This is a genomic window from Arthrobacter sp. 05T442, assembly GCF_056395945.1.
In genome coordinates this window covers 47,311-67,030 of the sequence record NZ_JBFTKM010000009.1, presented here as the reverse complement: position 1 = coordinate 67,030, position 19,720 = coordinate 47,311, and the positions used below count along the sequence as shown (strand labels likewise).

21 protein-coding genes and 1 other RNA gene are annotated in these 19,720 nt (G+C 66.5%); 9 read left to right on the top strand and 13 right to left on the bottom strand.

Annotated elements, in window-relative coordinates:
- Positions 1 to 76: 76 nt before the first annotated feature.
- Together AC1DES_RS10725 and def are read left to right on the top strand one after the other, a co-directional pair.
- Positions 77 to 1,231, top strand: a complete 1,155-nt coding sequence (locus AC1DES_RS10725; protein ID WP_476895685.1) for an acyl-CoA dehydrogenase family protein — start codon at positions 77 to 79, stop codon at positions 1,229 to 1,231.
- A gap of 35 nt (positions 1,232 to 1,266) precedes the next feature.
- Positions 1,267 to 1,839 (top strand): peptide deformylase, encoded by a 573-nt coding sequence (def, locus tag AC1DES_RS10720; RefSeq protein ID WP_476895684.1) that lies wholly within the window; start codon positions 1,267 to 1,269, stop codon positions 1,837 to 1,839.
- Positions 1,840 to 1,849: 10 nt separating this feature from the next.
- Here def and AC1DES_RS10715 read toward each other — a convergent pair whose 3' ends face one another.
- Together AC1DES_RS10715 and ppk2 are read right to left on the bottom strand one after the other, a co-directional pair.
- Complete coding sequence (locus tag AC1DES_RS10715; protein ID WP_476895683.1) at positions 1,850 to 2,554, bottom strand: alpha/beta fold hydrolase; 705 nt, start codon at positions 2,552 to 2,554, stop codon at positions 1,850 to 1,852.
- 78 nt (positions 2,555 to 2,632) lie between these two features.
- Positions 2,633 to 3,514, bottom strand: coding sequence for a polyphosphate kinase 2 (gene ppk2, locus AC1DES_RS10710; protein WP_476895682.1), 882 nt, complete (start codon positions 3,512 to 3,514; stop codon positions 2,633 to 2,635).
- Positions 3,515 to 3,672: 158 nt separating this feature from the next.
- Here ppk2 and AC1DES_RS10705 point away from each other — a divergent pair, with 158 nt between their 5' ends.
- Positions 3,673 to 4,647, top strand: coding sequence for a 1-phosphofructokinase family hexose kinase (locus AC1DES_RS10705; protein ID WP_476895681.1), 975 nt, complete (start codon positions 3,673 to 3,675; stop codon positions 4,645 to 4,647).
- Positions 4,648 to 4,686: 39 nt separating this feature from the next.
- Here the strand turns inward: AC1DES_RS10705 and AC1DES_RS10700 are convergent, their stop codons facing one another.
- The 5 genes from AC1DES_RS10700 to rnpB form a co-directional block, all read right to left on the bottom strand.
- Positions 4,687 to 4,983 carry a hypothetical protein gene (locus tag AC1DES_RS10700; protein ID WP_476895680.1) on the bottom strand — a complete coding sequence of 99 codons (297 nt, stop codon included), beginning with the start codon at positions 4,981 to 4,983 and terminating at the stop codon, positions 4,687 to 4,689.
- A gap of 64 nt (positions 4,984 to 5,047) precedes the next feature.
- On the bottom strand, positions 5,048 to 5,875 hold the full coding sequence (locus AC1DES_RS10695) for an HNH endonuclease family protein (RefSeq protein ID WP_476895679.1): 828 nt from the start codon (positions 5,873 to 5,875) through the stop codon (positions 5,048 to 5,050).
- Between the two features lie 159 nt (positions 5,876 to 6,034).
- Positions 6,035 to 6,244, bottom strand: a complete 210-nt coding sequence (locus AC1DES_RS10690; protein WP_476895678.1) for a hypothetical protein — start codon at positions 6,242 to 6,244, stop codon at positions 6,035 to 6,037.
- Positions 6,245 to 6,319: 75 nt separating this feature from the next.
- Positions 6,320 to 7,810 (bottom strand): glyceraldehyde-3-phosphate dehydrogenase, encoded by a 1,491-nt coding sequence (locus AC1DES_RS10685; RefSeq protein WP_476895677.1) that lies wholly within the window; start codon positions 7,808 to 7,810, stop codon positions 6,320 to 6,322.
- Positions 7,811 to 8,075: 265 nt separating this feature from the next.
- Positions 8,076 to 8,469: RNase P RNA component class A (rnpB, locus tag AC1DES_RS10680), an RNA gene on the bottom strand.
- Positions 8,470 to 8,602: 133 nt separating this feature from the next.
- Here rnpB and AC1DES_RS10675 point away from each other — a divergent pair.
- The gene (locus tag AC1DES_RS10675) at positions 8,603 to 9,448 is read left to right on the top strand and encodes a slipin family protein (protein WP_476895676.1); all 846 of its coding nucleotides are present in this window, start codon (positions 8,603 to 8,605) and stop codon (positions 9,446 to 9,448) included.
- 191 nt (positions 9,449 to 9,639) lie between these two features.
- On the top strand, positions 9,640 to 10,404 hold the full coding sequence (locus AC1DES_RS10670) for a YaaA family protein (RefSeq protein WP_476895675.1): 765 nt from the start codon (positions 9,640 to 9,642) through the stop codon (positions 10,402 to 10,404).
- Positions 10,405 to 10,411: 7 nt separating this feature from the next.
- Here AC1DES_RS10670 and AC1DES_RS10665 read toward each other — a convergent pair whose 3' ends face one another.
- Positions 10,412 to 11,149 (bottom strand): zinc ribbon domain-containing protein, encoded by a 738-nt coding sequence (locus tag AC1DES_RS10665; protein WP_476895674.1) that lies wholly within the window; start codon positions 11,147 to 11,149, stop codon positions 10,412 to 10,414.
- Between the two features lie 121 nt (positions 11,150 to 11,270).
- The gene (locus AC1DES_RS10660) at positions 11,271 to 12,269 is read right to left on the bottom strand and encodes a Nif3-like dinuclear metal center hexameric protein (RefSeq protein WP_476895673.1); all 999 of its coding nucleotides are present in this window, start codon (positions 12,267 to 12,269) and stop codon (positions 11,271 to 11,273) included.
- Between the two features lie 99 nt (positions 12,270 to 12,368).
- On the opposite strand from AC1DES_RS10660, the gene msrA reads away from it, so the two are divergent.
- The 3 genes from msrA (at position 12,369) to epsC (ending at position 14,521) form a co-directional block, all read left to right on the top strand.
- On the top strand, positions 12,369 to 12,893 hold the full coding sequence (msrA, locus tag AC1DES_RS10655; protein ID WP_476895672.1) for a peptide-methionine (S)-S-oxide reductase MsrA: 525 nt from the start codon (positions 12,369 to 12,371) through the stop codon (positions 12,891 to 12,893).
- A 66-nt stretch (positions 12,894 to 12,959) separates the two neighbouring features.
- A complete protein-coding gene (gene cysK, locus AC1DES_RS10650) occupies positions 12,960 to 13,895 on the top strand; it encodes a cysteine synthase A (protein WP_476895671.1) in 936 nt (311 codons plus the stop codon).
- 41 nt (positions 13,896 to 13,936) lie between these two features.
- A complete protein-coding gene (epsC, locus tag AC1DES_RS10645) occupies positions 13,937 to 14,521 on the top strand; it encodes a serine O-acetyltransferase EpsC (RefSeq protein ID WP_476895670.1) in 585 nt (194 codons plus the stop codon).
- On the opposite strand, the gene AC1DES_RS10640 is transcribed toward epsC, so the two are convergent.
- Together AC1DES_RS10640 and gndA are read right to left on the bottom strand one after the other, a co-directional pair.
- Positions 14,518 to 15,354 (bottom strand): oxidoreductase, encoded by an 837-nt coding sequence (locus tag AC1DES_RS10640; RefSeq protein ID WP_476895669.1) that lies wholly within the window; start codon positions 15,352 to 15,354, stop codon positions 14,518 to 14,520. The two genes, epsC and AC1DES_RS10640, sit on opposite strands and share 4 nt — an antisense overlap.
- Positions 15,355 to 15,507: 153 nt before the next feature.
- The gene (gene gndA, locus AC1DES_RS10635) at positions 15,508 to 16,944 is read right to left on the bottom strand and encodes an NADP-dependent phosphogluconate dehydrogenase (RefSeq protein WP_476895668.1); all 1,437 of its coding nucleotides are present in this window, start codon (positions 16,942 to 16,944) and stop codon (positions 15,508 to 15,510) included.
- Positions 16,945 to 17,169: 225 nt separating this feature from the next.
- Here gndA and AC1DES_RS10630 point away from each other — a divergent pair, with 225 nt between their 5' ends.
- Positions 17,170 to 17,901 carry a FadR/GntR family transcriptional regulator gene (locus AC1DES_RS10630; protein ID WP_476895667.1) on the top strand — a complete coding sequence of 244 codons (732 nt, stop codon included), beginning with the start codon at positions 17,170 to 17,172 and terminating at the stop codon, positions 17,899 to 17,901.
- Here the strand turns inward: AC1DES_RS10630 and AC1DES_RS10625 are convergent.
- Both AC1DES_RS10625 and AC1DES_RS10620 read right to left on the bottom strand, forming a co-directional pair.
- Positions 17,879 to 18,946, bottom strand: coding sequence for an L-idonate 5-dehydrogenase (locus AC1DES_RS10625; RefSeq protein ID WP_476895666.1), 1,068 nt, complete (start codon positions 18,944 to 18,946; stop codon positions 17,879 to 17,881). The genes AC1DES_RS10630 and AC1DES_RS10625 overlap by 23 nt on opposite strands.
- Positions 18,946 to 19,716, bottom strand: a complete 771-nt coding sequence (locus AC1DES_RS10620) for an SDR family oxidoreductase (RefSeq protein ID WP_476895665.1) — start codon at positions 19,714 to 19,716, stop codon at positions 18,946 to 18,948. The genes AC1DES_RS10625 and AC1DES_RS10620 overlap by 1 nt, the downstream gene beginning before the upstream one ends.
- Positions 19,717 to 19,720: the final 4 nt, after the last annotated feature.

The following is a 19,720-nucleotide window of genomic DNA, read 5'->3' as shown; positions in this document are numbered from 1 at the left end:
CACCGGTTATCCGGTGCGGCCTTTGTTGTCTGTACACAGTGTCTGTGAAATGTCGTCGTCATTGGAAGGAACCGCAGTGAAGCGCCAACTCTTTGAAGAAGACCACGAGATGTTCCGCGAGATGGCCACCGAGTTCAATGCGCGCGCCATCGCCCCGCACTACGCCCAGTGGGACAAGGACCACATGATGTCCCGGGAGCTGTGGACGGCGGCCGGCGAGCAGGGCCTGCTGGGACTCGCGGTTCCTGAAGAGTTCGGTGGCATGGGCATGGACGACTACCGGTTCCGCGCCGTTCTCGACGAGGAGTTCGCCAAGAGCAACCACCTCGCCGTGGGCCTTGCCTTCCACCTGCACGACGACATGGTCCTCCCCCATCTGCTCGCCTACGGCTCGGACGACCTCAAAGCGCGGTGGCTGCCGGGCATGGTGTCCGGCGAAAAGGTCACCTCCGTCGCCTGGACCGAGCCCGGGGCCGGCTCCGACCTGCGCGGCATCCGTACCAAGGCCGTGCGCGACGGCGACGGCTGGCTGGTCAGCGGCCAGAAGACGTTCATCGGCAACGGCATCTCCGGCGACGCTTCCCTGGTCCTGGCCAGGACCGACGGCGGCACGGGCCGCGGAAACCACGACTCGTTCTCCCTCTTCATGGTGGAGAAGGGCGAGGGGTACAACACCGGCAGGCAGCTGGACAAGATGGGCCTCAAGGCCTCAGACACGGCGGAACTGTTCTTCGACAACGTCCGGGTCCCCCACGCCGATCTCGTGGGCGAGGAAGGCAAGGGCCTGAAGTACGCGGCCGAGCAGCTCCCCCAGGGCCGGCTGGCGATCGCGGTGGCAAGCTCCGCCGTCGTCCGCGCCACCTACGAGGCGACCGTCCGCTACACCAAGGACCGCAACGCCTTCGGCGAACGCATCATCGACTTCCAGAACAGCCGCTTCGAACTCGCCGACATTCTCACGGAGGTCGAGGTCACCGAAGCCTACGTGGACCAGGCGGTTCTCGCCTTCAACGCCGGAGAGCTCGACGCCGCGTCCGCCGCGCGCGCGAAGCTGTGGGCCTCCGAGCGTGCCAAGTCCGTCACGGACCGCTGCCTCCAGCTGCACGGCGGCTACGGTTACATCCTGGAATACCCGGTAGCCCAGGCCTATCTGGCCGCCCGGCTGCTCACCATCTTCGGCGGCACCAACGAAATCATGCGCGACGTCGTCGGCCGCACCATCGCCGGCTGACCCCGCCCCCACAGCACCAGAGGGACTTTCCTGACATGACCGTTCTGCCCATCTTGATCTGGGGCGAGCCCGTATTGCACCGCCGGGCCGCCGAAGTCGAAGTCTTTGACGACGATCTCCGGACCCTGATCGCCGATATGTTCGAAACCAACGATGCCGCCAACGGCGTCGGTCTCGCCGCGCCCCAGGTCGGGGTGGGCAAACGGCTGTTCATCTACAAGTATGACAACGACGACGGCGCCCCGCCGGCCGGCGTCGTCGTCAACCCGGTGCTGACGCTCTCAAAGATCTCCGGCGCGCTGCCGGATCCGGACGAGGAAAAAGAAGGCTGCCTGTCCTTCCCGGGCGGCCAGTATCCGCTTAAACGGGCCGAATGGGCCCGGGTCCAGGGCTTCGACGGCGACGGCGGGCCCGTGGATTTCGAGGCGACAGGCTGGTTCGCCCGCGTGATCCAGCACGAGTACGACCACCTCGACGGCAAGCTGTACGTCAACCGGCTGATGGACCGTTACTCACGCAAGGCCATGAAGCAGGCAAAGAAAAGCGGCTGGGGCATCCCCGGGCTGACCTGGATGCCGGGCGTGGACCCGGACCCGTTCGGCCACTGACGCGTGACATTCATTCTGTGCGGTCGACGGCGGCGAGAATGGCTGCGCCCAGCTCTGCGGGCCTGGTGAACTGGGGCCAGTGCCCTGTGGGCAGGTCCACGTAGTCGACGTCGCGGATCCGCGCGAGTTCCGCCACGAACGGGTGGCCCCCGGCAATCATTTCCGTCAGCATCGAGGACGGAAATTCGCAGGCGATGACGGTGGCCGGGACCTCGTAGCGGCGTTCGTCCCGGAGCTGCTGCTTGTCCTGCGCCACGCCCCGCGGTTGCGGGATCGCGCGGGCGCGGAACATTGTCCGGAGTTCGTCGGTCAGGTCCATGAGGTCCTCGTCATCGAAGAGTTCCCAGGGTGGCAGCGGAATTTCGTCGCCGTCGGTCGGGAGGTCGTCGTTGATGACCCCGCCCTCCCCCAGCGGGCCGCTGTCCACATAGATGGCGCGCGCCACCCGGTCCGGTCTGGCATCAACCGCGCCATGGATGATGGCGCCGCCACCCGAATGGCCAACCAGGACAACGGGGGCGTCACAGGCATCGATCGCGGCAACGACGGCGTCGATGTGGTTGCGCAGGCCGATGCCGGCCCGCGGTGCGTCGGCCGTTTCCAGCCCGGGCAGCGTGAGCGGGTGGACGCGGTGTCCGGCCGCGACCAGCTGCGGCGTCACCTCCGACCACGAGGAAGCGTCCAACCAGAATCCGGGAACCAGCATGATATCCATGCCGGTACCCTACCCGGGCCGGCGGCCTTGCGGCACGCCGCGGACTGTGAATTCCGAACCGTGGATTCCGGAAGGCCGCTATCCTTCGGCCGGCCTTTCCAGGCTCGCCGCGTAGTCCGGGACATAGCGGAATAGTTCCCGCGGCGGCCGCGTGTAGTTGACGGCCTTCGGCCGCTCCGGCAGCGTTACCGTTTCTGTCCGCACTTCGGTGTAGTCGATGCTGGAGAGCAGATGGGCAATGAGGTTGATCCTGGCCCGGCGTTTGTCTTCGGCCTCCACGACGTACCACGGTGCTTCCGCAGTGTCCGTCTGCACGAACATGTCGTCCTTGGCCCGCGAATAATCCTCCCAGCGCAGGATGGCTTCCCGGTCCATCGGCGAGAGCTTCCACTGCCGCATGGGATCATCCAGGCGGGACCGGAACCGCCGCTCCTGTTCGGCATGGCTGATCGAGAACCAGTACTTGAAAAGCAGGATGCCGTCCTGGATGAGCAGACGTTCAAAGACCGGGCACTGCGCCATGAAGCGTTTGTGCTCGGCAGGGGTGCAAAAGCCCATGACGTGTTCGACGCCGGCGCGGTTGTACCAGGACCGGTCCATCAGGACGATTTCGCCGGCGGCGGGGAGATGCGACACATAGCGCTGGAAATACCATTCACCGCGTTCGCGCTCCGTGGGCGCCGGCAACGCCACGATCCGGGCGAAGCGTGGATTCAGGTACTCGGTGACCCGTTTGATCGCACTTCCCTTGCCGGCTGCATCCCGGCCCTCAAAGATCACGAGCACCCGAGCTCCGGTGCTGCGGACCCATTCCTGCAGAGCCACCAACTCGGCCTGAAGGCGAAAAAGCTCAGTCTCATAGAGGTTGAGCTTCAGCCTGGCCGGCCGCCGCTCGGCACGTCCCGGATGCCCCTTGCTACCGGCATGTTCCGTGCCTTGGCCGCCCTTGCGATGTGCCATGGTTTCCCGTTCCAGTCGTCCCGGCGTGGCGATATTCCTACCGCGCCCATTCTCGCGGAGGGGATGGGGGCCCACAAGAGTGCGGCCTGGCGGCCGACCTGGCGGGCTCTGGCGGCCGACCTGGCGGCGGCCCCGGCGGGCTCTTCTATGCTTGGGCCATGGAAGCCTCAGCATCACCGGCGATGCAGCCGATCCTCACGCTAACTGTGAACCCCGCGCTGGACATCAGCACCTCTACCGAACTGGTCACCAGCGGCCACAAACTCCGGTGCAGTGCCAGCCGCGTCGACCCGGGCGGCGGCGGGGTCAACGTGGCCCGGGTGGTGCAACGGCTCGGCGGCCGGACCCTGGCAATCTACACCGCGGGCGGACCCACCGGGGAGGCGTACCGCCGGCTCATCGAGGCCGAGCGGATCCCGACCCTGGTGGTGCCCATCAGCGGGAGCACCCGCGAGGACTTCACCGTCGACGAGACGGCCACTGGCAACCAGTTCCGCTTCGTGCTGGAGGGACCCGAGTTGCGCGAGGCCGAGTGGCGCGCCTGCCTGGCTCTCCTCGAGGAGTCGATCCCGGTGGGCGGCTATGTGGTTGCCAGCGGCAGCCTGCCGCCGGGGGTTCCCGATGATTTCTATGCCAGGGTCGCCCGCGTTGCGCGTCGGCACCACGCGAGGTGCATCGTGGACGCGTCAGGACCGTCACTCGCCGAGGCCCTCGCCGAGGGAGTATTCCTGGTCAAACCCAGCCGGCGGGAACTCGGGCTGCAGCTCGGGTTGACGCTGGAGAGCGACGAAAGCCAGCTGGAAGCGGCGTCCGCCCTGGTTGAGGACGGCTCAGCCGAACTCGTCGCCCTGACCCTTGGTGGCGAGGGTGCCGTGCTCGCCTCGAAAGCCGGCACCCTCCGCTTGACCGTGCCCCCGGTGCAGGTCCGCAGTACCGTCGGAGCCGGCGACAGCTTCCTGGCAGCCTTCGTGCTTCGGCTGGCGCAAGGACGGAGTCTTGAAGCGGCCTTCCGGGCGGCTGTCGCCGCCGGCACTGCCACCGTGACGACTACGGCCACCGAACTGTGTCACCGGGCCGACGTCGAACGCCTGGAGGCTCAACTCGAAGCCCTGGCGCCTGAAGGCCGCCAGTAGCCTCGGCGGTGAGCCGCCGAGGCGCGTGGGACGCGTCGGCTAGGGCAGGACCTTGTAGAGGTCAATAGCCGTCTCCTCCGGCGGGGAGGTGAACCCGCCCTCGATGCCGGCCTGCATTCGGGGCATGAGGATGCCGTCGCGGAACTTCTCCCAGCTCTCTTTCGAATCATGGACCGCCATGATCGTCCAGCCCCCGGCAGATGCGCCTCCGGCGTGGAAGAGTTGGCCCTCCGGCAAGCGGCCTTCGCCGGGATGCACGGCGGCAATTGATGCCTCGTATTGCTCTTTCGTTCCGCCTGGGAAAAAGTGCACAACTCCGAAGGCCGAGGAAGCCATTTCTGCTCCTAGAATGGTGGGCTGTATCTGACAGGCCAGTTCTAGACCCCCCGCACTTGGCATGTCAACGGGCCGGAGCTTCAGCCACGGGTCCAGTGTGCGGAACGATGGTCTGCTGTTGAGGGCACGCGCCGAGGACCCGCTTCATCGCTTCCTTCTCCGCCGGCGTGACCCACAACTGGTAGGCCGCCTTCACTGAGATCTGGCGGGCAACGTAATGGCAGCGGAAGGCCTTGTTCGGCGGCAGCCAGGTGGCGGCGTCGGAGGCGCTCTTGTCCTGGTTGGCGGGTCCGTCCACAGCGATCAGGTTGAGGGGATCGTTCGCGAGATGTTCGCGTTCCTGCGCTGTCAACAGCTGGGCCCCCTTTTGCCAGGCGTCACCGAGGGCCACGACATGGTCGATCTGCACGGCTTTGCTGCTCTCGGCTCCCCGGCGGAAGGTGATCGGGTGGCCGGTGTACGGTTCCCGGAGGGTTCCGCCGGCAACCTGGCACCGGGAACCCTCCACGAATTCGGGGCCGGTCAGGTCGCGCCGGAGGATGTCATTGCGCGTATCGCAGCCGTTGCGGTCCACATCAAGCCATGCCTGGCCGAAGGCATCCCGGTCGTAGTTGTCCTTGGCCGCCCGGCCCTTGACCGCGAGCGTGTCCAGCACGGCCGCTGCCGCCCCGGACGGCACCGGCTGCACGGGGGCGACAGGCATCATCCAGCCCGCTGCCAGCACGGGAGCCTCGCTGGGGCCGCTGCTCTCAGGTTCGGAGGCAGCGAACTGGCCCGCGGTGAAGAACCAGCCCAAGGTGCCCAGGAACAGCGCGCACACCGTGGCCAGGATCACCCAGGCCTGACGGGAACGGCGCCGGGCATGGCGGAAGTCCGTCCAGTTCAAGCTCACGACGGTGAGGGGTATGGCCGGGCTGAGAGCTTCTGCTGCACACCACGAGCCTAGGCCCGGGCGTCGCCGCAGGGGGCCCTGTCCACAGTGTGGAGGAACAGTTCCACGGCAGGCGCACCCTGGAGGGGCGGTGCCGCGGCACGGAGCCCCGCTCCAGCCCTACTGCTCCTTGGTCACCCGATGGAGGTCTTCCGCAGCGAGGTCCATGAGCGCCTGCAGCTGGTTCACCCGGGCGTCGTCGAGCTCACCGGCTTGACGCTTGGCGACGGCATCGTCAAGGAGTCGCTTGGCTTCCTTGACGTTGCTACGCGCGACGTCCAGCGCGTGTTCCAGGGTGGTTTCGTGCTCCACAGCCGAGTTCTGTTCCATTGCTCCATTGTGGTTCCCTTTCCCGGCCGATTCCAGTACATCGGCCGGGAAAGAGCAATAAGTCGTGGCCGGGGATCAGACCTGCACAGGCAGGCCGGCTGCCTCCAGGACCGAGGCGGCGTCCTTCGCGGGGAAGGACGGCGGGTTCACGCCGGCCATTTCCTCCATGACGCGGACGACCTGGCAGCTGTAGCCGAACTCGTTGTCGTACCAGACGTACAGAACCAGGTTCTTGTCGTTGGAGATCGTCGCCAGCCCGTCGACGATGCCGGCGCGGCGCGAGCCGACGAAGTCCGTGGAGACAACCTCGGGCGAATCGATATAGTCGATCTGCTTGCGGAGTTCGGAGTGCAGCGACATTTCGCGCAAGTAGTCGTTGATCTCGTCCTTGGTGGTGCCGTTTTCCAGGCTCAGGTTCAGGATCGCGAGGGACACATCGGGGGTGGGGACCCGGATGGAGCTGCCGGTGAGCTTGCCCAGCAGTTCGGGCAGGGCCTTGGCGACAGCCTTGGCGGCACCGGTTTCGGTGATGACCATGTTCAGCGCCGCCGAGCGTCCACGGCGGTCACCTTTGTGGAAGTTGTCGATCAAATTCTGGTCGTTCGTGAAGGAGTGGACAGTCTCCACGTGGCCGTGCACGACGCCGTAGCGGTCGTTGATTGCCTTGAGCACCGGCGTGATGGCGTTGGTCGTGCAGGACGCCGCAGTCACGATCTTGTCCGAGTCGGTGATCGTGCCGTGGTTGATGCCGTGCACGATGTTCTTCAGGTCGCCCTTGCCGGGGGCCGTGAGGAGGACACGGGAAACACCCTTGCTCTGCAGGTGCTGGGAGAGGCCCTCGGCGTCGCGCCAGCGACCCGTGTTGTCGACGAGGAGGGCGTCGTGGATTCCGTAGGCGGTGTAGTCCACCGTGGCGGGGTTGTCCGAGTAGATGACCTGGATCTGGACGCCGTTGGCGGTGATGGTGTCGTTCTCGAGGTCCACCTTGATGGTGCCCTCGAAGGAGCCGTGCACGGAGTCGCGGCGCAGGAGGCTCGCGCGCTTGGTGAGGTCATTGTCGGAGCCGCGGCGCACCACGATGGCGCGCAGGCGCAGGCCGTGGCCGCCGCCAGCCTTTTCGATCAGGAGGCGGGCCAGGAGCCGGCCGATGCGTCCGAAACCGTAGAGGACGACGTCGGTGCTGGTGCGGTCGTCCCCGCCGCGTTTGCTGACGATCTCGGCGAGTTCGCCGCGGAGGAATTCATCCAGGCTGGCGCCGTCGCCTTCGGCGCGGTACTTCTCGGTGAGGCGGGCAACGTCGATGGCCGCCGCGCCGAGGTCCAGCTTCGTCAGGGCATCGAGCAGCGGCGCCGTCTCTTCGAGGCGCAGTTCTTCCTTGCTCATCCGGCGGGCGAAGCGGTGCGCCTTGAGGATGTTCATGGTGGACTTGTTGATCAGGCTGCGTCCGTGGATGGAAGTCACCACGTTGTTCTCGCGGTACAGCCGTCCGATCACCGGGATCATGGCCTCGGCGAGCGCCTCACGGCCCATCCACGTATCAAGACAAGAATCTGATGTCTGGCTCACAGAACTACCTTCCTAGAATCAACCACATACGACGTCGTATGCGGAAGTCGGCCGCCGGAGGATATCCGGCACCTCGGCGCCGGCGGGGATTCGGTCCACCCCGGGCGCCTTGTGTTGCGCAAAGAAAAAGCCGCCGGCTGCGAACGCAGACCCGGCGGCAGAACTTCTACGTTCGCTATCCATTCTAGGTCGGCAGTACAGCGGCCGGCGCCCGGTTACACGTGAAATCACTCACACGGGCGCAGCACAGGAAAGCCCAAGAAAATGGATGGGTTGACCGATACGCCGGGTTCTGTGTTCCCGCGCTGTTACCGGCGCGGGAATAGCGGCCATCCATCTACGGACGCCGTTGCCGACGCCCTCCAGCGGCCTACCCGGACACTCGGGCGGGCAGCCCTCAAACGTGTCCTGTCTGGCCTTGCTCCGGGTGGGGTTTACCTAGCCTTCCCGGTCGCCCGGGAAGCTGGTGGTCTCTTACACCACCGTTTCACCCTTACCTGCTCCCCCGGCCGTGCGGACACGGCCGGAACGCGGGCGGTCTGTTCTCTGTGGCACTGGCCTGCGGGTTACCCCGAGTGGGCGTTACCCACCACCCTGCCCTGCGGAGCCCGGACGTTCCTCGAGCCACTTGCGTGACGCGCGGCCGCCTGGTCAACCCATCCGCTGTACATTCTACGGGCTCCCCTCCGCCCCGTCCCACCGGGATCCTTTTCCTGTCCCCGGTGGGAGAATTGAAGGAAGATCGGGGCCGGCCCGGCACCCGGAATCAGGTTAGACCAGGAGGGGATCCGCGTGGACCTCACCAGCATCGTCGTTCTGCTCGTCGTCATTTTTGTGGTGGTGACGCTGGCGCGGATGTCCATCCGGATTGTGCGCCAGTATGAAAAGGGCGTCCTCTTCCGGCTGGGCCGCGTTGTCGGCGTGAGGATGCCGGGCCTGCGCTTCATCGTCCCTGTGATCGATAGGCTCCAGCTGGTCAGTCTCCGGATCGTGACGATGCCCATTCAGTCGCAGGGCATCATCACGCAGGACAACGTGAGCGTCGATATCTCCGCGGTGGCGTACTACCGCGTGGTCGACGCTGTGAAGTCCGTCGTGGCGATTGAGAACGTGGCGGCGGCCATCAACCAGATCGCCCAGACCACGCTGCGGAAGGTTGTCGGCCGGCACAGCCTGGACCAGACGCTGTCCGAAACCGAGCGGATCAACAGCGACATCCGGGAGATCCTGGACGCACTGACGCTGGAGTGGGGCGTCGAGGTCACCCTTGTGGAGTTGAAGGACATCCAGCTGCCAGAGAGCATGAAGCGCGCCATGGCCCGGCAGGCTGAGGCAGAGCGGGAGAAGCGGGCGAAGATCATTGCCGCCGAAGGCGAGTCCATTGCCGCTGCCGCCCTTGGTGCGGCCTCGGACACCATGATGGCCCACCCGCTGGCCCTGCAATTGCGGAACCTGCAGTCCCTCGTGGAAATCGCGGTGGACAAGAACTCGACTGTCGTCTTCCCTGCGCCGCTGATGAGCACCATCGGGGAGCTCTCCGCTTTCCTCGCCCGTGAGAACCAGGCCGCCCAGGCGATGGCGCAGGCAGTGGGGCCGGCGTCCTCGCCGGCGTCCTCGGCCGCGATCAAGGCGGCGTAGAAAGGCCCGCTTGCAGGCGCTCCCCGTGGCGGTGTTCCTGCACGGCACGGGGAGCGGCAACCGCTTCGTGTTCGACGTCTGTCCATGGGTGGTCTTGGTGTGCTGCTGCTCGCATGGCAGGGAAAAGTCGCCGGGCTCCGGGGGGGTGGCTGCCTGAAACCGCGCAAAGCTGTCGCCGGTAGGATCGTACGGTGCTGATTCTGCTGCCGCCCTCCGAGGGCAAGACCCCTGCTGCCGGCGGGGACGCCGTCAACTGGGCCGCCCTGAGCTTCCCGACGCTCAACACCTGCCGGACCAAGGTCCTCGACGCGCTCGGCACAGTCAGCGCCCACGAGGACGCCCTGGCGCTTCTCGGCGTCGGCGCGTCCCTGAAGGCCGACGTCGAGCGCAATACACGGCTGCACGCCGAACCGGCGGCGCCCGCCCACCAGGTCTATTCCGGTGTGCTGTACGACGCGCTCGGCTACGACACCCTGACGGCGGTGCAGCGGAAGAAGGCCGATGTGTCCGTGTTCGTCATCTCCGCGCTCTGGGGTGCGATCCGCTTCGCCGACAAAGTTCCCGCGTACCGGCTGTCCATGGGTACCGCGCTGCCCGACGTCGGACGGCTGGCGTCCTTCTGGAAACCGCAGCTGAACGAGGCCCTGGCGGCCGTAACGGCGGGCGAACTGCTGGTGGACTGCCGCTCCAGCACCTATGCCGCGGCCTGGACTCCCCCGCCGGCGCAGACGGTCGCGGTCAACGTCTTCACCGAGGCCAACGGTGTGCGCAAGGTGGTCAGCCACTTCGCCAAGCACACCCGCGGTGAACTGGCGCGTCACCTGCTGCAGCGGCGGGGCAAGGCTCCGGCGACCCCGGCCCGGCTGCAGAAGGCCGCGGCCGAGAAGTGGACCGCGGAACTCGTCGAGGGTACGGCCCGGAAGCCGCACACGCTGAACATCATCCTGCCCGGCTAGTGGCCTCTCAGGCCCACTCGGCCGAACGGACCAGGATGCAGCCGGAGTCGGGGCAGAACACGATGTCGTCCTCGGCCGCGGCCGTGATTTCGGCCAGGTCACCGGGGCTGAGGTGCATGCCGGAGCCTTCCGAGGTGCCGTGGAACAGCCGGGCTGCGCCCACGCCGCGCTTCGCCAGGGTCTTTTCGTAGATCGCGAGCATTCCCGCGTCCAGCCCGGCGGCGAACTCCGCTCGGCGTCCGCGCACCACCGCGGCTTCGGCGGCGATTTCGGCCAGCTGCTCGTCCAGTTCGGCCCGGATGGTACCGAACGAACCCTGGATGTCATCGACAATCTGCTGTTGGGAGGCCTGGCGGAGGCGGAGGGAGTCCAGCCGCTCGAGGACTTCGAGCTCGACGTCCTCGAGGTCAGAGCGGCGCTTGTTGAGCGAGACGAGGTCCCGCTGCAGGGCAACGAGGTCCTTGGACAGTCCCGTGCCGCTGTTCAGCCTGGCCTCGTCGCGTCCGATCCGGGAGGCCACCTGCTCGACGTCGGCTTCGGCGCGTTTGAGCTCCAGTTCGGCGTCGTGGACGGCCACCTTGGCCGCACCGAGCTCGCCGTTGGCCACGCTGAGGGCCGCTTCGAGATCGGTGATCCGGGAATCGCTTTCAAGGCTTCGGCGGCGGTTGGACAAGGACTTGAGCTTGGCATCGAGTCCCTGCAATTCGAGCAACTTCAACTGTTCCGCCGGTGCTGCCTTGGCCACTATTACCTCCGCTTGTTCCTACCGGCCGGAGCCGGGCACCGTACCGGCGCTCCCTAGACTCTAGCGCCTAGCGTGCTCCCCGGCCTCGCTACGCTCACCCGGGGCCCCTCGCACGCCAGGCTTAGCCCGGAGTCAGAATGAAGTCCCATGGATCGCTGTTGGTGGTGCTGACCCTGATCTCGACGTCGTGCCCCTGGTCGCTGAGCACGTTGCCGAGCGCTTCGGCGGCGGCGGGGAGCCACAGCCATTCGCTGGCGAAGTGTGACACGTCTATCAGGTAGGGCCTGTCGTTGACGGCAGCCTCGCGGGCCTCCGACGCCGGATGGTGCCGCAGGTCCGCCGTCAGGTACACGTCCGCGTTGCTGGCGCGAACCTCACCAAACAGCGAGTCACCCGCCCCGCCGCACACGGCGACCCGCCGCACCAGGCCGTCCCGGTCCCCGGCCACCCGGACGCCGCCGGCCACGGACGGCAATATGCCGAACACGCGCGCTGCGAAGTCGCCCAGCGTCAGCGCCTCCCCGAGATCCCCGACCCGGCCGATTCCCTCCTCCGGGAGCCCGTTCGTGGCGGGGGTCAGCGGAGCCACGTTCTGCAGGCCCAGCGCATCGGCCAGGACGTCCGAGACGCCCCCGACGGCGGAGTCACCGTTGGTATGCACGGTCAGCAGCGCGGTCCCGGACTCGATCAGGCGGTGGATGGCCTTGCCCTTGGCCGTATTCGCGGCGACAGACGTCACGCCTTTGAGCAGCAGCGGATGATGCGTGATGAGCAGTTCGGCGCCGGCGTCGATGGCTTCCTCGATCACGTCGAGCGTCGGGTCGACGGCGAAGAGAATCCTGTGCACCTCCGCGTTCGGACGGCCCGCCACGAGGCCCACCTCGTCCCAGTCCTCGGCGAGTGATTCGGGCCAGAGTTCCTCCACCGCCAGGAGGATAATGCCCAGCGTGGCGGCGCCTTCGGCCTCTTCAGTGCCGGCGTCCCCATCGGGACCGGTGCCGGCGTCGGAGCTGGCGCCAGTCCTGGTGCCGCTGTTGGGGCCGCCGTTTGTGCCGCTGTTGGGGCCGCCGTTTGTGCCTTCGGCCGGATGAGCTGAAACGTCGGTGTTCACAGGTTCCATACCCTCATTTTTACCCTATCGGGGGTACTTCCCCACCCCGCCACTTCACGGATCTGCCCGGCCGGGAATCATCGGGGCGGTTCAACCATTGAAGAGAGCATGAGAACTTTTGTCCTCGGCGGAGGCTGCTTCTGGTGCCTTGACGCCGTCTACCAGATAACCAAAGGTGTCAGCTCGGTTGTTTCCGGCTACACCGGAGGCCACGACCGCAACCCCGACTACTACTCTGTGTGCTCCGGGACCACCGGTCACGCCGAAGTGGTCGCGGTGACATTCGATGAGGACGTCATCCCGGTGGAGGTCATCCTGGACATGTTCTTCGCACTCCACGACCCCACCACGCTGAACAGGCAGGGCTACGACGTCGGCACCCAGTACCGTTCGTCGATGTTCTATGAGACCACCGAGGAGAAGATCCTGTTCGAGGAGGCGATCGATCGGAACCAGCCGCTGTGGACGAACCCGATCGTGACCGAGGTGAGCCGGCTGCCGAAGTTCCATGTGGCCGAGGATTTCCACCAGGACTTCTACGGCAAGTACCCCGGGCAGGGCTATTGCCAGGTGATCATCAACCCCAAGCTTGCCAAGGCCAGGAAATATTACTCTGCATGGCTTAATGCTTAGCTAGGGTCTGCACGCCCTCGTTAGGCTGACCTCAGCAAACCCACCTCTTCAGACAGGCATACATACATGGCACGGATCTATGACGATGTTACCCAGCTGGTTGGCGGCACTCCGCTGGTCCGGCTCAACCGGCTGACCGAAGGCCTGGATGCCACGGTGGCCGTCAAGCTGGAGTTCTACAACCCTGCCAACAGCGTCAAGGACCGCATCGGCGTCGCAATCGTCGACGCGGCCGAGAAGTCCGGTGCCCTCAAGCCCGGCGGCACCATCGTCGAAGGCACGTCCGGCAACACCGGCATAGCCCTTGCCATGGTCGGCGCCGCCCGCGGCTACAAAGTCATCCTGACCATGCCGGAAACCATGTCCACCGAACGCCGTGTCATGCTCCGCGCCTACGGCGCCGAGATCGTCCTGACCCCCGGCTCCGAGGGTATGCGGGGCGCCGTCGAGAAGGCCCAGGAGATCGTGGCCAACACGGAAAACTCCATCTGGGCCCAGCAGTTCGCCAACGAGGCCAACCCCGAGATCCACCGCCAGACCACGGCCGAGGAAATCTGGTCCGACACCGACGGCAAGGTGGACATTTTCGTCGCCGGCGTCGGCACCGGCGGCACAGTCACCGGCGTCGGCCAGGTCCTCAAGGAGCGCAAGCCCGACGTCCAGATCATTGCCGTCGAGCCCAAGGACTCCGCCATCCTCAACGGCGGCGCCCCGGGGCCGCACAAGATCCAGGGCCTTGGCGCCAACTTCGTCCCGGAGATCCTGGACACCAACGTCTACGACGAGGTCATCGACGCCACCCTCGAGGACTCCGTCCGGGTCGCCCGCGATCTGGGCATCAAGGAAGGCATCCTGGGCGGCATCTCCTCCGGCGCGATCGTGTGGGCCGCCCTGGAACTCGCCAAGCGCCCGGAGAACGCCGGTAAACTCATTGTTGCTGTTGTCTGCGACTTCGGTGAGCGTTACATCTCCACCGTGCTGTATGACGACATCCGCGGCTGAGTCCCAGCCCGCTGTCCCACGATTCCCCTAGAAAGGTCTTTGTGAGCTTCTTCGCAAGACTTAAGGAAGACCTCGATGCCGCCCGGTCACACGACCCGGCGGCTCGAGGTTCTTTTGAGAACTTCTTCGCTTACTCCGGCCTGCACGCGATCTGGTTCCACCGCGTGACGCACCGGCTCTGGCAGAACCCCGCACTGCGGTTCCCGGCGCGGCTGATTTCCCAGCTGGCCCGGTTCCTCACCGGAATCGAGATCCATCCCGGGGCGACGATCGGCCGCCGGTTCTTCATCGATCACGGCATGGGAGTCGTCATCGGGGAGACGGCCGAGATCGGCGAGGACGTCATGATCTATCACGGCGTGACCCTGGGCGGACGCTCCCTGGCCAAGATCAAGCGGCACCCGACCATCGAGGACCGCGTCGTGATCGGAGCCGGGGCCAAGGTCCTGGGACCCATCACGATCGGCCGGGACTCCGCCATCGGCGCCAACGCCGTCGTGGTCAAGGACGCCCCGGCCGAATCGATCCTCACGGGCGTGCCGGCAACCTGGCGTCACCGCGACGCGCAGCGCGAGACCAAACCCGCCGTCGACCCGGCCGAGTACCTCATCGAATACCGGATCTAGGCAGCCGGAAACCGCTTGTAGATGCTCCAGAGCACGACGTCGAACACCCGGTCCGGCAGTAGGTGCCGCAGCAGCAGGATGGCCTTGGCGCTCCCGCCCACCGCGTAACGCGTCCTGGGCCGCGCCGCCGTGGCGGCGTGGACTATCGCGTCGGCTACTACTTCCGGCTTCGTCGACGTTGTCGCCTTCTCGGTCGTGGCCAGGGCCGCCGCCATCACCTTGGCCTGGGCCGCGTAGGGCCCCTCCGCGGAACTTGCCAGCAGGCCCTGCGCGGAGATGGCGCCCCACTCGGAGTGGGTTCCGGCCGGTTCGATGATGGACACGCCGATGCCGTGCGGCTTGAGCTCGATCCGGAGGGAATCGCTGAGCCCTTCCACGGCGAACTTGGTGGCGTGGTACCAGGCCCCGAGCGGTTCGTACATCTTGCCGCCGATGGAGGACACGTTGATGATCCGCCCGGCGCGGGCGGCCCGCATGCCGGGAATCACGAGCTGCGTCATCCGGGCCAGGCCGAAGACGTTGACGTCGAACTGCCGCCGCCCTTCTGCGAGCTCCACTTCCTCCAGCGAGCCGTACGTACCGTACCCGGCATTGTTCACGAGCACATCGATCCGGCCGTGGACTGACAACACGTCGCCCACGGCCGCTGCCATCGATTCCTCGTCCGTGACGTCCAGCGCCACGACGTTGACGCCGTGGGCCTTCAGCGGTTCCATCTTCTCCACCCGGCGGGCACCGGCATAGACGGTGAATCCGTGCCCGGCAAGCTTTTTCGCGGTCTCAAAACCGATTCCGGTGGACGCACCGGTGACAAACGCTACTGGCTGGGGCACTGACGGACTCCTGGTGTCGGGGACTGCATGGACCCGAGCCGCCCGGGCTGCGGTGCAACACGAACGGCCGGCACCCCAGAGTATCTGGAAAGTGCCGGCCGTTCGGGAGGGCCGAGTGGTTTCCCAGCCCGGCTTCCCTTTGAGTTGCAGCGCCTAGTGGGTGTCCACTGCCTCGATCTCGGACTTGTCTTCGCCCCAGAGGGTGTGGAACGTGCCCTCGGCATCGATGCGGCCGTAGGTGTGGGCGCCGAAGAGGTCACGCTGGCCCTGGATCACGGCGGCGGGCAGGCGCTTGCGGCGCAGGCCGTCGTAGTAGGCCAGGGATGAGGAGAACACCGGAACGGGGATGCCGAGCTGGACCGCCGTGGCGACGACGCGGCGCCAGGCCGGCAGGACCTCGGCGATCGCCTTGGTGAACGCCGGGGCGAAGAGCAGGTTGGCGGGCTTCTCCGCAGCGGCGTAGGCCTTGGTGATTTCCTTGAGCAGCTCCGCGCGGATGATGCAGCCGCCGCGCCACAGCGAGGCGATCTCGTCAAGCTTCAGGTCCCAGCCGTATTCCTTGGCTGCGGAGCTGAGCATGTCCAGTCCCTGGGCGTAGGAGACCAGCTTGGACGCGTAGAGCGCCTGGCGGACGTCCTCGACGAAGCCCTCGGGGACCTCGACGGCGGCTTCTCCGCCGGCCAGGAGTTCCTGGGCCAGCTGGCGCTGCTCGGTCTGCGAGGACAGGGCGCGGGCAAACACCGATTCCGCGATGCCCGACGTCGGGGAGCCCAGCTCGAGCGCGGAGATGACCGTCCAGCGGCCGGTGCCCTTCTGGCCTGCGGCATCGACCACGACGTCGACGAACGGCTTGCCGGTCTTCGCGTCGACGTGGCCGAGGACCTCGGCGGAGATTTCGATCAGGAACGAGGCGAGATCGCCCTTGTTCCATTCGGCGAAGATCTTGGCCTGCTCGGCCGGTTCAATCCCGGCCCCTGAGCGCAGCAGGTCGAAGGCCTCGCCGATGACCTGCATGTCCGCGTATTCGATGCCGTTGTGCACCATCTTGACGAAGTGGCCGGCGCCGTCGGTGCCGATCCAGGCGCAGCAGGGCTTGCCGTCCACGTGGGCGGCGATCTTTTCCAGCAGCGGGCCGAGGGCGTCGTAGGACTCTTTGGAGCCGCCAGGCATGATCGAGGGGCCGTTCAGGGCACCTTCCTCGCCACCGGAGACGCCGATGCCGACAAAGTGCAGATCCTTCTTGGCCAGCGCGGCCTCGCGGCGGCGGGTGTCCTCGTAGTGTGAGTTGCCGGCGTCGATGACGATGTCGCCCGGCTCCAGGAGCGGCTCAAGCTGTTCAATCACGGAGTCGACCGGTTTGCCGGCCTTGACCATGATGAGCACGCGGCGCGGCTTCTCCAGCGAGTCAACGAGTTCCTGGAGCGACTCCGTGCGGACGAAATCGCCGTCTGTGCCGTGCTTCTCCAACAGGGCGTCGGTCTTTTCAACGGACCGGTTGTGCAGGGCAACGGTGAACCCGTTCCGGGCCAGGTTGCGGGCGAGGTTGGCCCCCATCACCGCAAGGCCGGTGACACCGATGTGTGCTGACATCAAAACTCCAATTCATTTCTGTGCAACGAGTGCAGTTTGTTCCGCACGACGGCGGAACTCGCTTCTTTGGGATCAGTGGCTGTCAATAAACCATATGTATCTGCGCGGGCTACGGGAAAGCAGCGCCCACGTGGCGGAATACTGCGCGTCATAAACAGTCTATGATTTCCCGTACCCGCCTGCCGGTACCGGCCCCTTCGGTGCCGCGCCACTATGCTTACGACTATGTCAACGAGTCTCCACCATCGTGCCATTGAGCACCTCGGGACCCGCATCGTCGCTGGCGAGCTCCCGGCGGGCCACGTCATGCTGGCCGAGCACCTCGAGGACGAGCTGAAGGTCTCCCGCTCGGTGGTCCGCGAGGCCGTCCGTGTCCTGCAGTCCCTTGGCCTTGTCGAAACCATTAAGCGCGTCGGCATCCGGGTCCTGCCCGCCAGCCGCTGGAACCCTTTCGATCCGCTGGTGATCCGCTGGCGCCTGGCCGGCGCAGGCCGCGGAGCCCAGCTGCGCTCGCTCGCCGAGCTGCGGACCGCCGTCGAGCCCGTCGCCGCGGAACTTGCGGCTATGAACGCTCCTGAGGAGCTCCGGCGCGAGCTCGTGGAGATTTCCCACGAAATGCGCGACGCCGGCCACGCCGGCGATGTTCCCCGGTTCCTGGAGCTGGACATCCACTTCCACTCCCTGCTGCTGACCGGATCCGGCAACGAGATGTTTGCCAATATGGTGGGGCAGGTCGCGGAGACGCTGACCGGGCGCACCGTGCACGGCCTCATGCCGGACCATCCGCGCGAAACGGCGCTGCAGTGGCATGTGGAAGTCGCCGAGGCAATTGCCGGCGGGAACGCCCCCGCGGCGCGGGAGGCCTCGGAGAAGATCATGAGGGAAACCATCGCGGAGATGGAGCCCGAGTGGAAGAACCAGCCCAGGGTGTTCGTCACTCCCCCGCAGCCGCGCTGAAGTCCAGCAGCACCTTTCCGGATTCGGCGGAATTCCTGGCAACTTCGAAAGCCTCCAGTCCGTGTCGCAGTGCGAAGGTGTGGGTGATCACCGGGTCGGCGAACAACGACCCGTCCGCCAGCGCGCCGATGACGTCGTCGATTTCGTCGTTGAAGCGGAAAGAGCCCAGCAACTCAAGCTCACGGGTAATCGCCAGCGAGATCAGGACGGGCTGGGGGCCGGAAGGCAGGAGACCCACCATCACCACCTTGCCGCCGCGGACAGCGCCCTTGATCGCCGAGGCCAGGCCGTGATGGCTGCCGGAGGACTCGATGACAACATCCGCCTCCACCGCTGCGATGGCCTCTGCGTCGTCGCCGTTGAGGACCTGGTCCGCGCCCACGGCCAGGGCTATTTCCAGCGGTCTGGCGTGCACGTCCACGGCCACGATCCGCCGTGCGCCCGAGCGTTTCAGGACAGCCACTGCCAGCGCGCCGATGGGGCCGCTTCCGATTACCAGGGCCGTCTTTCCTGCCACGTCCCCGGCACGTGAAACGGCGTGCCAGGCGACACTGGCCGGTTCCACCAAAGCAGCGGTCCGCAGCTCCAGGCCGGCGGGCAAGGGGCGGAGCATCCGGGCGGGCAGCGTGGCATACCGGCTGAACGCCCCGTCGGTGTGCGGGAAGCGTGCGGCGCTGCCCAGATAGGTGCAGCCTGGTGAAAGGTTCGGCCGGTCCTCAGGATAACGGGCGGCACCCGGACCCGGTGTGGCGGGATGCACGGCGACGGCCGTGCCGGCCGCGGGACCTGTGCCGTCGGCGGCCGCGAGGAGCACGGTCCCCACGATTTCGTGGCCCAGGATCATGGGAGCCTTGAGGACGGATTCGCCCGCAGCACCGTGCACCCAGTAGTGCAGGTCGGAGCCGCAGATGCCGCCGAACGCCACTTCGACTACAGCTTCATCCGACGCCGGGGCGGACACTGGAACGTGCTCGATCCGCAGGTCCCCTGCTGCGTGGGCCACCACCGCGGCCGCTGTGGCCGGAAGTCCTGTAACGCCGCGCATCAGACCACCACCGTCATTCCGCCGTCGATAAAGATTGTCTGGCCGTTGACGAAATTCGAGCCGTCGGACGCGAGCCAGACCGCCGGGCCGGCCAGGTCCTGCACCGTCCCCCACCGGTGCGCCGGGGTCCGGCCCAGGATCCACGAATTGAACTCCTCATCATCGACCAGGTTCTGGGTCATTTCGGTGTGGATGTAACCGGGGGCAATGCCGTTGATCTGCAGCCCCGACGCGGCCCATTCCGCAGTCATGGCCCGGGTCAGGTTCCGGAGCCCGCCCTTGGCAGCGACATAGGGGGCAATCGTGGGCCGGGCCAGGTCCGTCTGGACGGAACAGATGTTGATGATCTTGCCCCGGCCCCGCGGAATCATCCGCCGCGCCGCCTCCCGCCCCACGAGGAACGCACTGGTCAGGTCCGTCGAGATCACTCGTTCCCAGTCGGCCACGTCCAGCTCCAGCATGGGGACGCGATGCTGGATGCCGGCGTTATTCACCAGGATTTCAAGCGATCCGACGTTGTCTTCCACCCAGGCAATGCCGCGGGCCGCCTCGGTGTCGCGGGTGACGTCGAAGGCGCAGCTGTGGACCCGCCCCGCCGGATAGTCCGCGGCCATCGCCGATTCCGCGTCTTTGAGCCGTTCGGGGTTGATGCCGTTGAGCACCACCGTGGCGCCGGCGTCGGCCAGCGCCCGGGCCAAGGCGTTGCCTATCCCGCGGCTGGAGCCGGTGACCAGCGCGGTCCGGCCGGTCAGGTCAAAAAGTCCACTCATGGTT

What these genes read in the sequence shown, in the direction of transcription:
- def (WP_476895684.1), top strand. Translation starts at nt 1,267, where the DNA reads ATGACCGTTCTGCCCATCTTGATCTGGGGCGAGCCCGTATTGCACCGC.
- AC1DES_RS10715 (WP_476895683.1), bottom strand. Translation starts at nt 2,554, where the DNA reads ATGGATATCATGCTGGTTCCCGGATTCTGGTTGGACGCTTCCTCGTGG.
- ppk2 (WP_476895682.1), bottom strand. Translation starts at nt 3,514, where the DNA reads ATGGCACATCGCAAGGGCGGCCAAGGCACGGAACATGCCGGTAGCAAG.
- AC1DES_RS10705 (WP_476895681.1), top strand. Translation starts at nt 3,673, where the DNA reads ATGGAAGCCTCAGCATCACCGGCGATGCAGCCGATCCTCACGCTAACT.
- AC1DES_RS10700 (WP_476895680.1), bottom strand. Translation starts at nt 4,983, where the DNA reads ATGGCTTCCTCGGCCTTCGGAGTTGTGCACTTTTTCCCAGGCGGAACG.
- AC1DES_RS10690 (WP_476895678.1), bottom strand. Translation starts at nt 6,244, where the DNA reads ATGGAACAGAACTCGGCTGTGGAGCACGAAACCACCCTGGAACACGCG.
- AC1DES_RS10660 (WP_476895673.1), bottom strand. Translation starts at nt 12,269, where the DNA reads ATGGAACCTGTGAACACCGACGTTTCAGCTCATCCGGCCGAAGGCACA.
- msrA (WP_476895672.1), top strand. Translation starts at nt 12,369, where the DNA reads ATGAGAACTTTTGTCCTCGGCGGAGGCTGCTTCTGGTGCCTTGACGCC.
- cysK (WP_476895671.1), top strand. Translation starts at nt 12,960, where the DNA reads ATGGCACGGATCTATGACGATGTTACCCAGCTGGTTGGCGGCACTCCG.
- gndA (WP_476895668.1), bottom strand. Translation starts at nt 16,944, where the DNA reads ATGTCAGCACACATCGGTGTCACCGGCCTTGCGGTGATGGGGGCCAAC.
- AC1DES_RS10630 (WP_476895667.1), top strand. Translation starts at nt 17,170, where the DNA reads ATGTCAACGAGTCTCCACCATCGTGCCATTGAGCACCTCGGGACCCGC.
- AC1DES_RS10625 (WP_476895666.1), bottom strand. Translation starts at nt 18,946, where the DNA reads ATGCGCGGCGTTACAGGACTTCCGGCCACAGCGGCCGCGGTGGTGGCC.
- AC1DES_RS10620 (WP_476895665.1), bottom strand. Translation starts at nt 19,716, where the DNA reads ATGAGTGGACTTTTTGACCTGACCGGCCGGACCGCGCTGGTCACCGGC.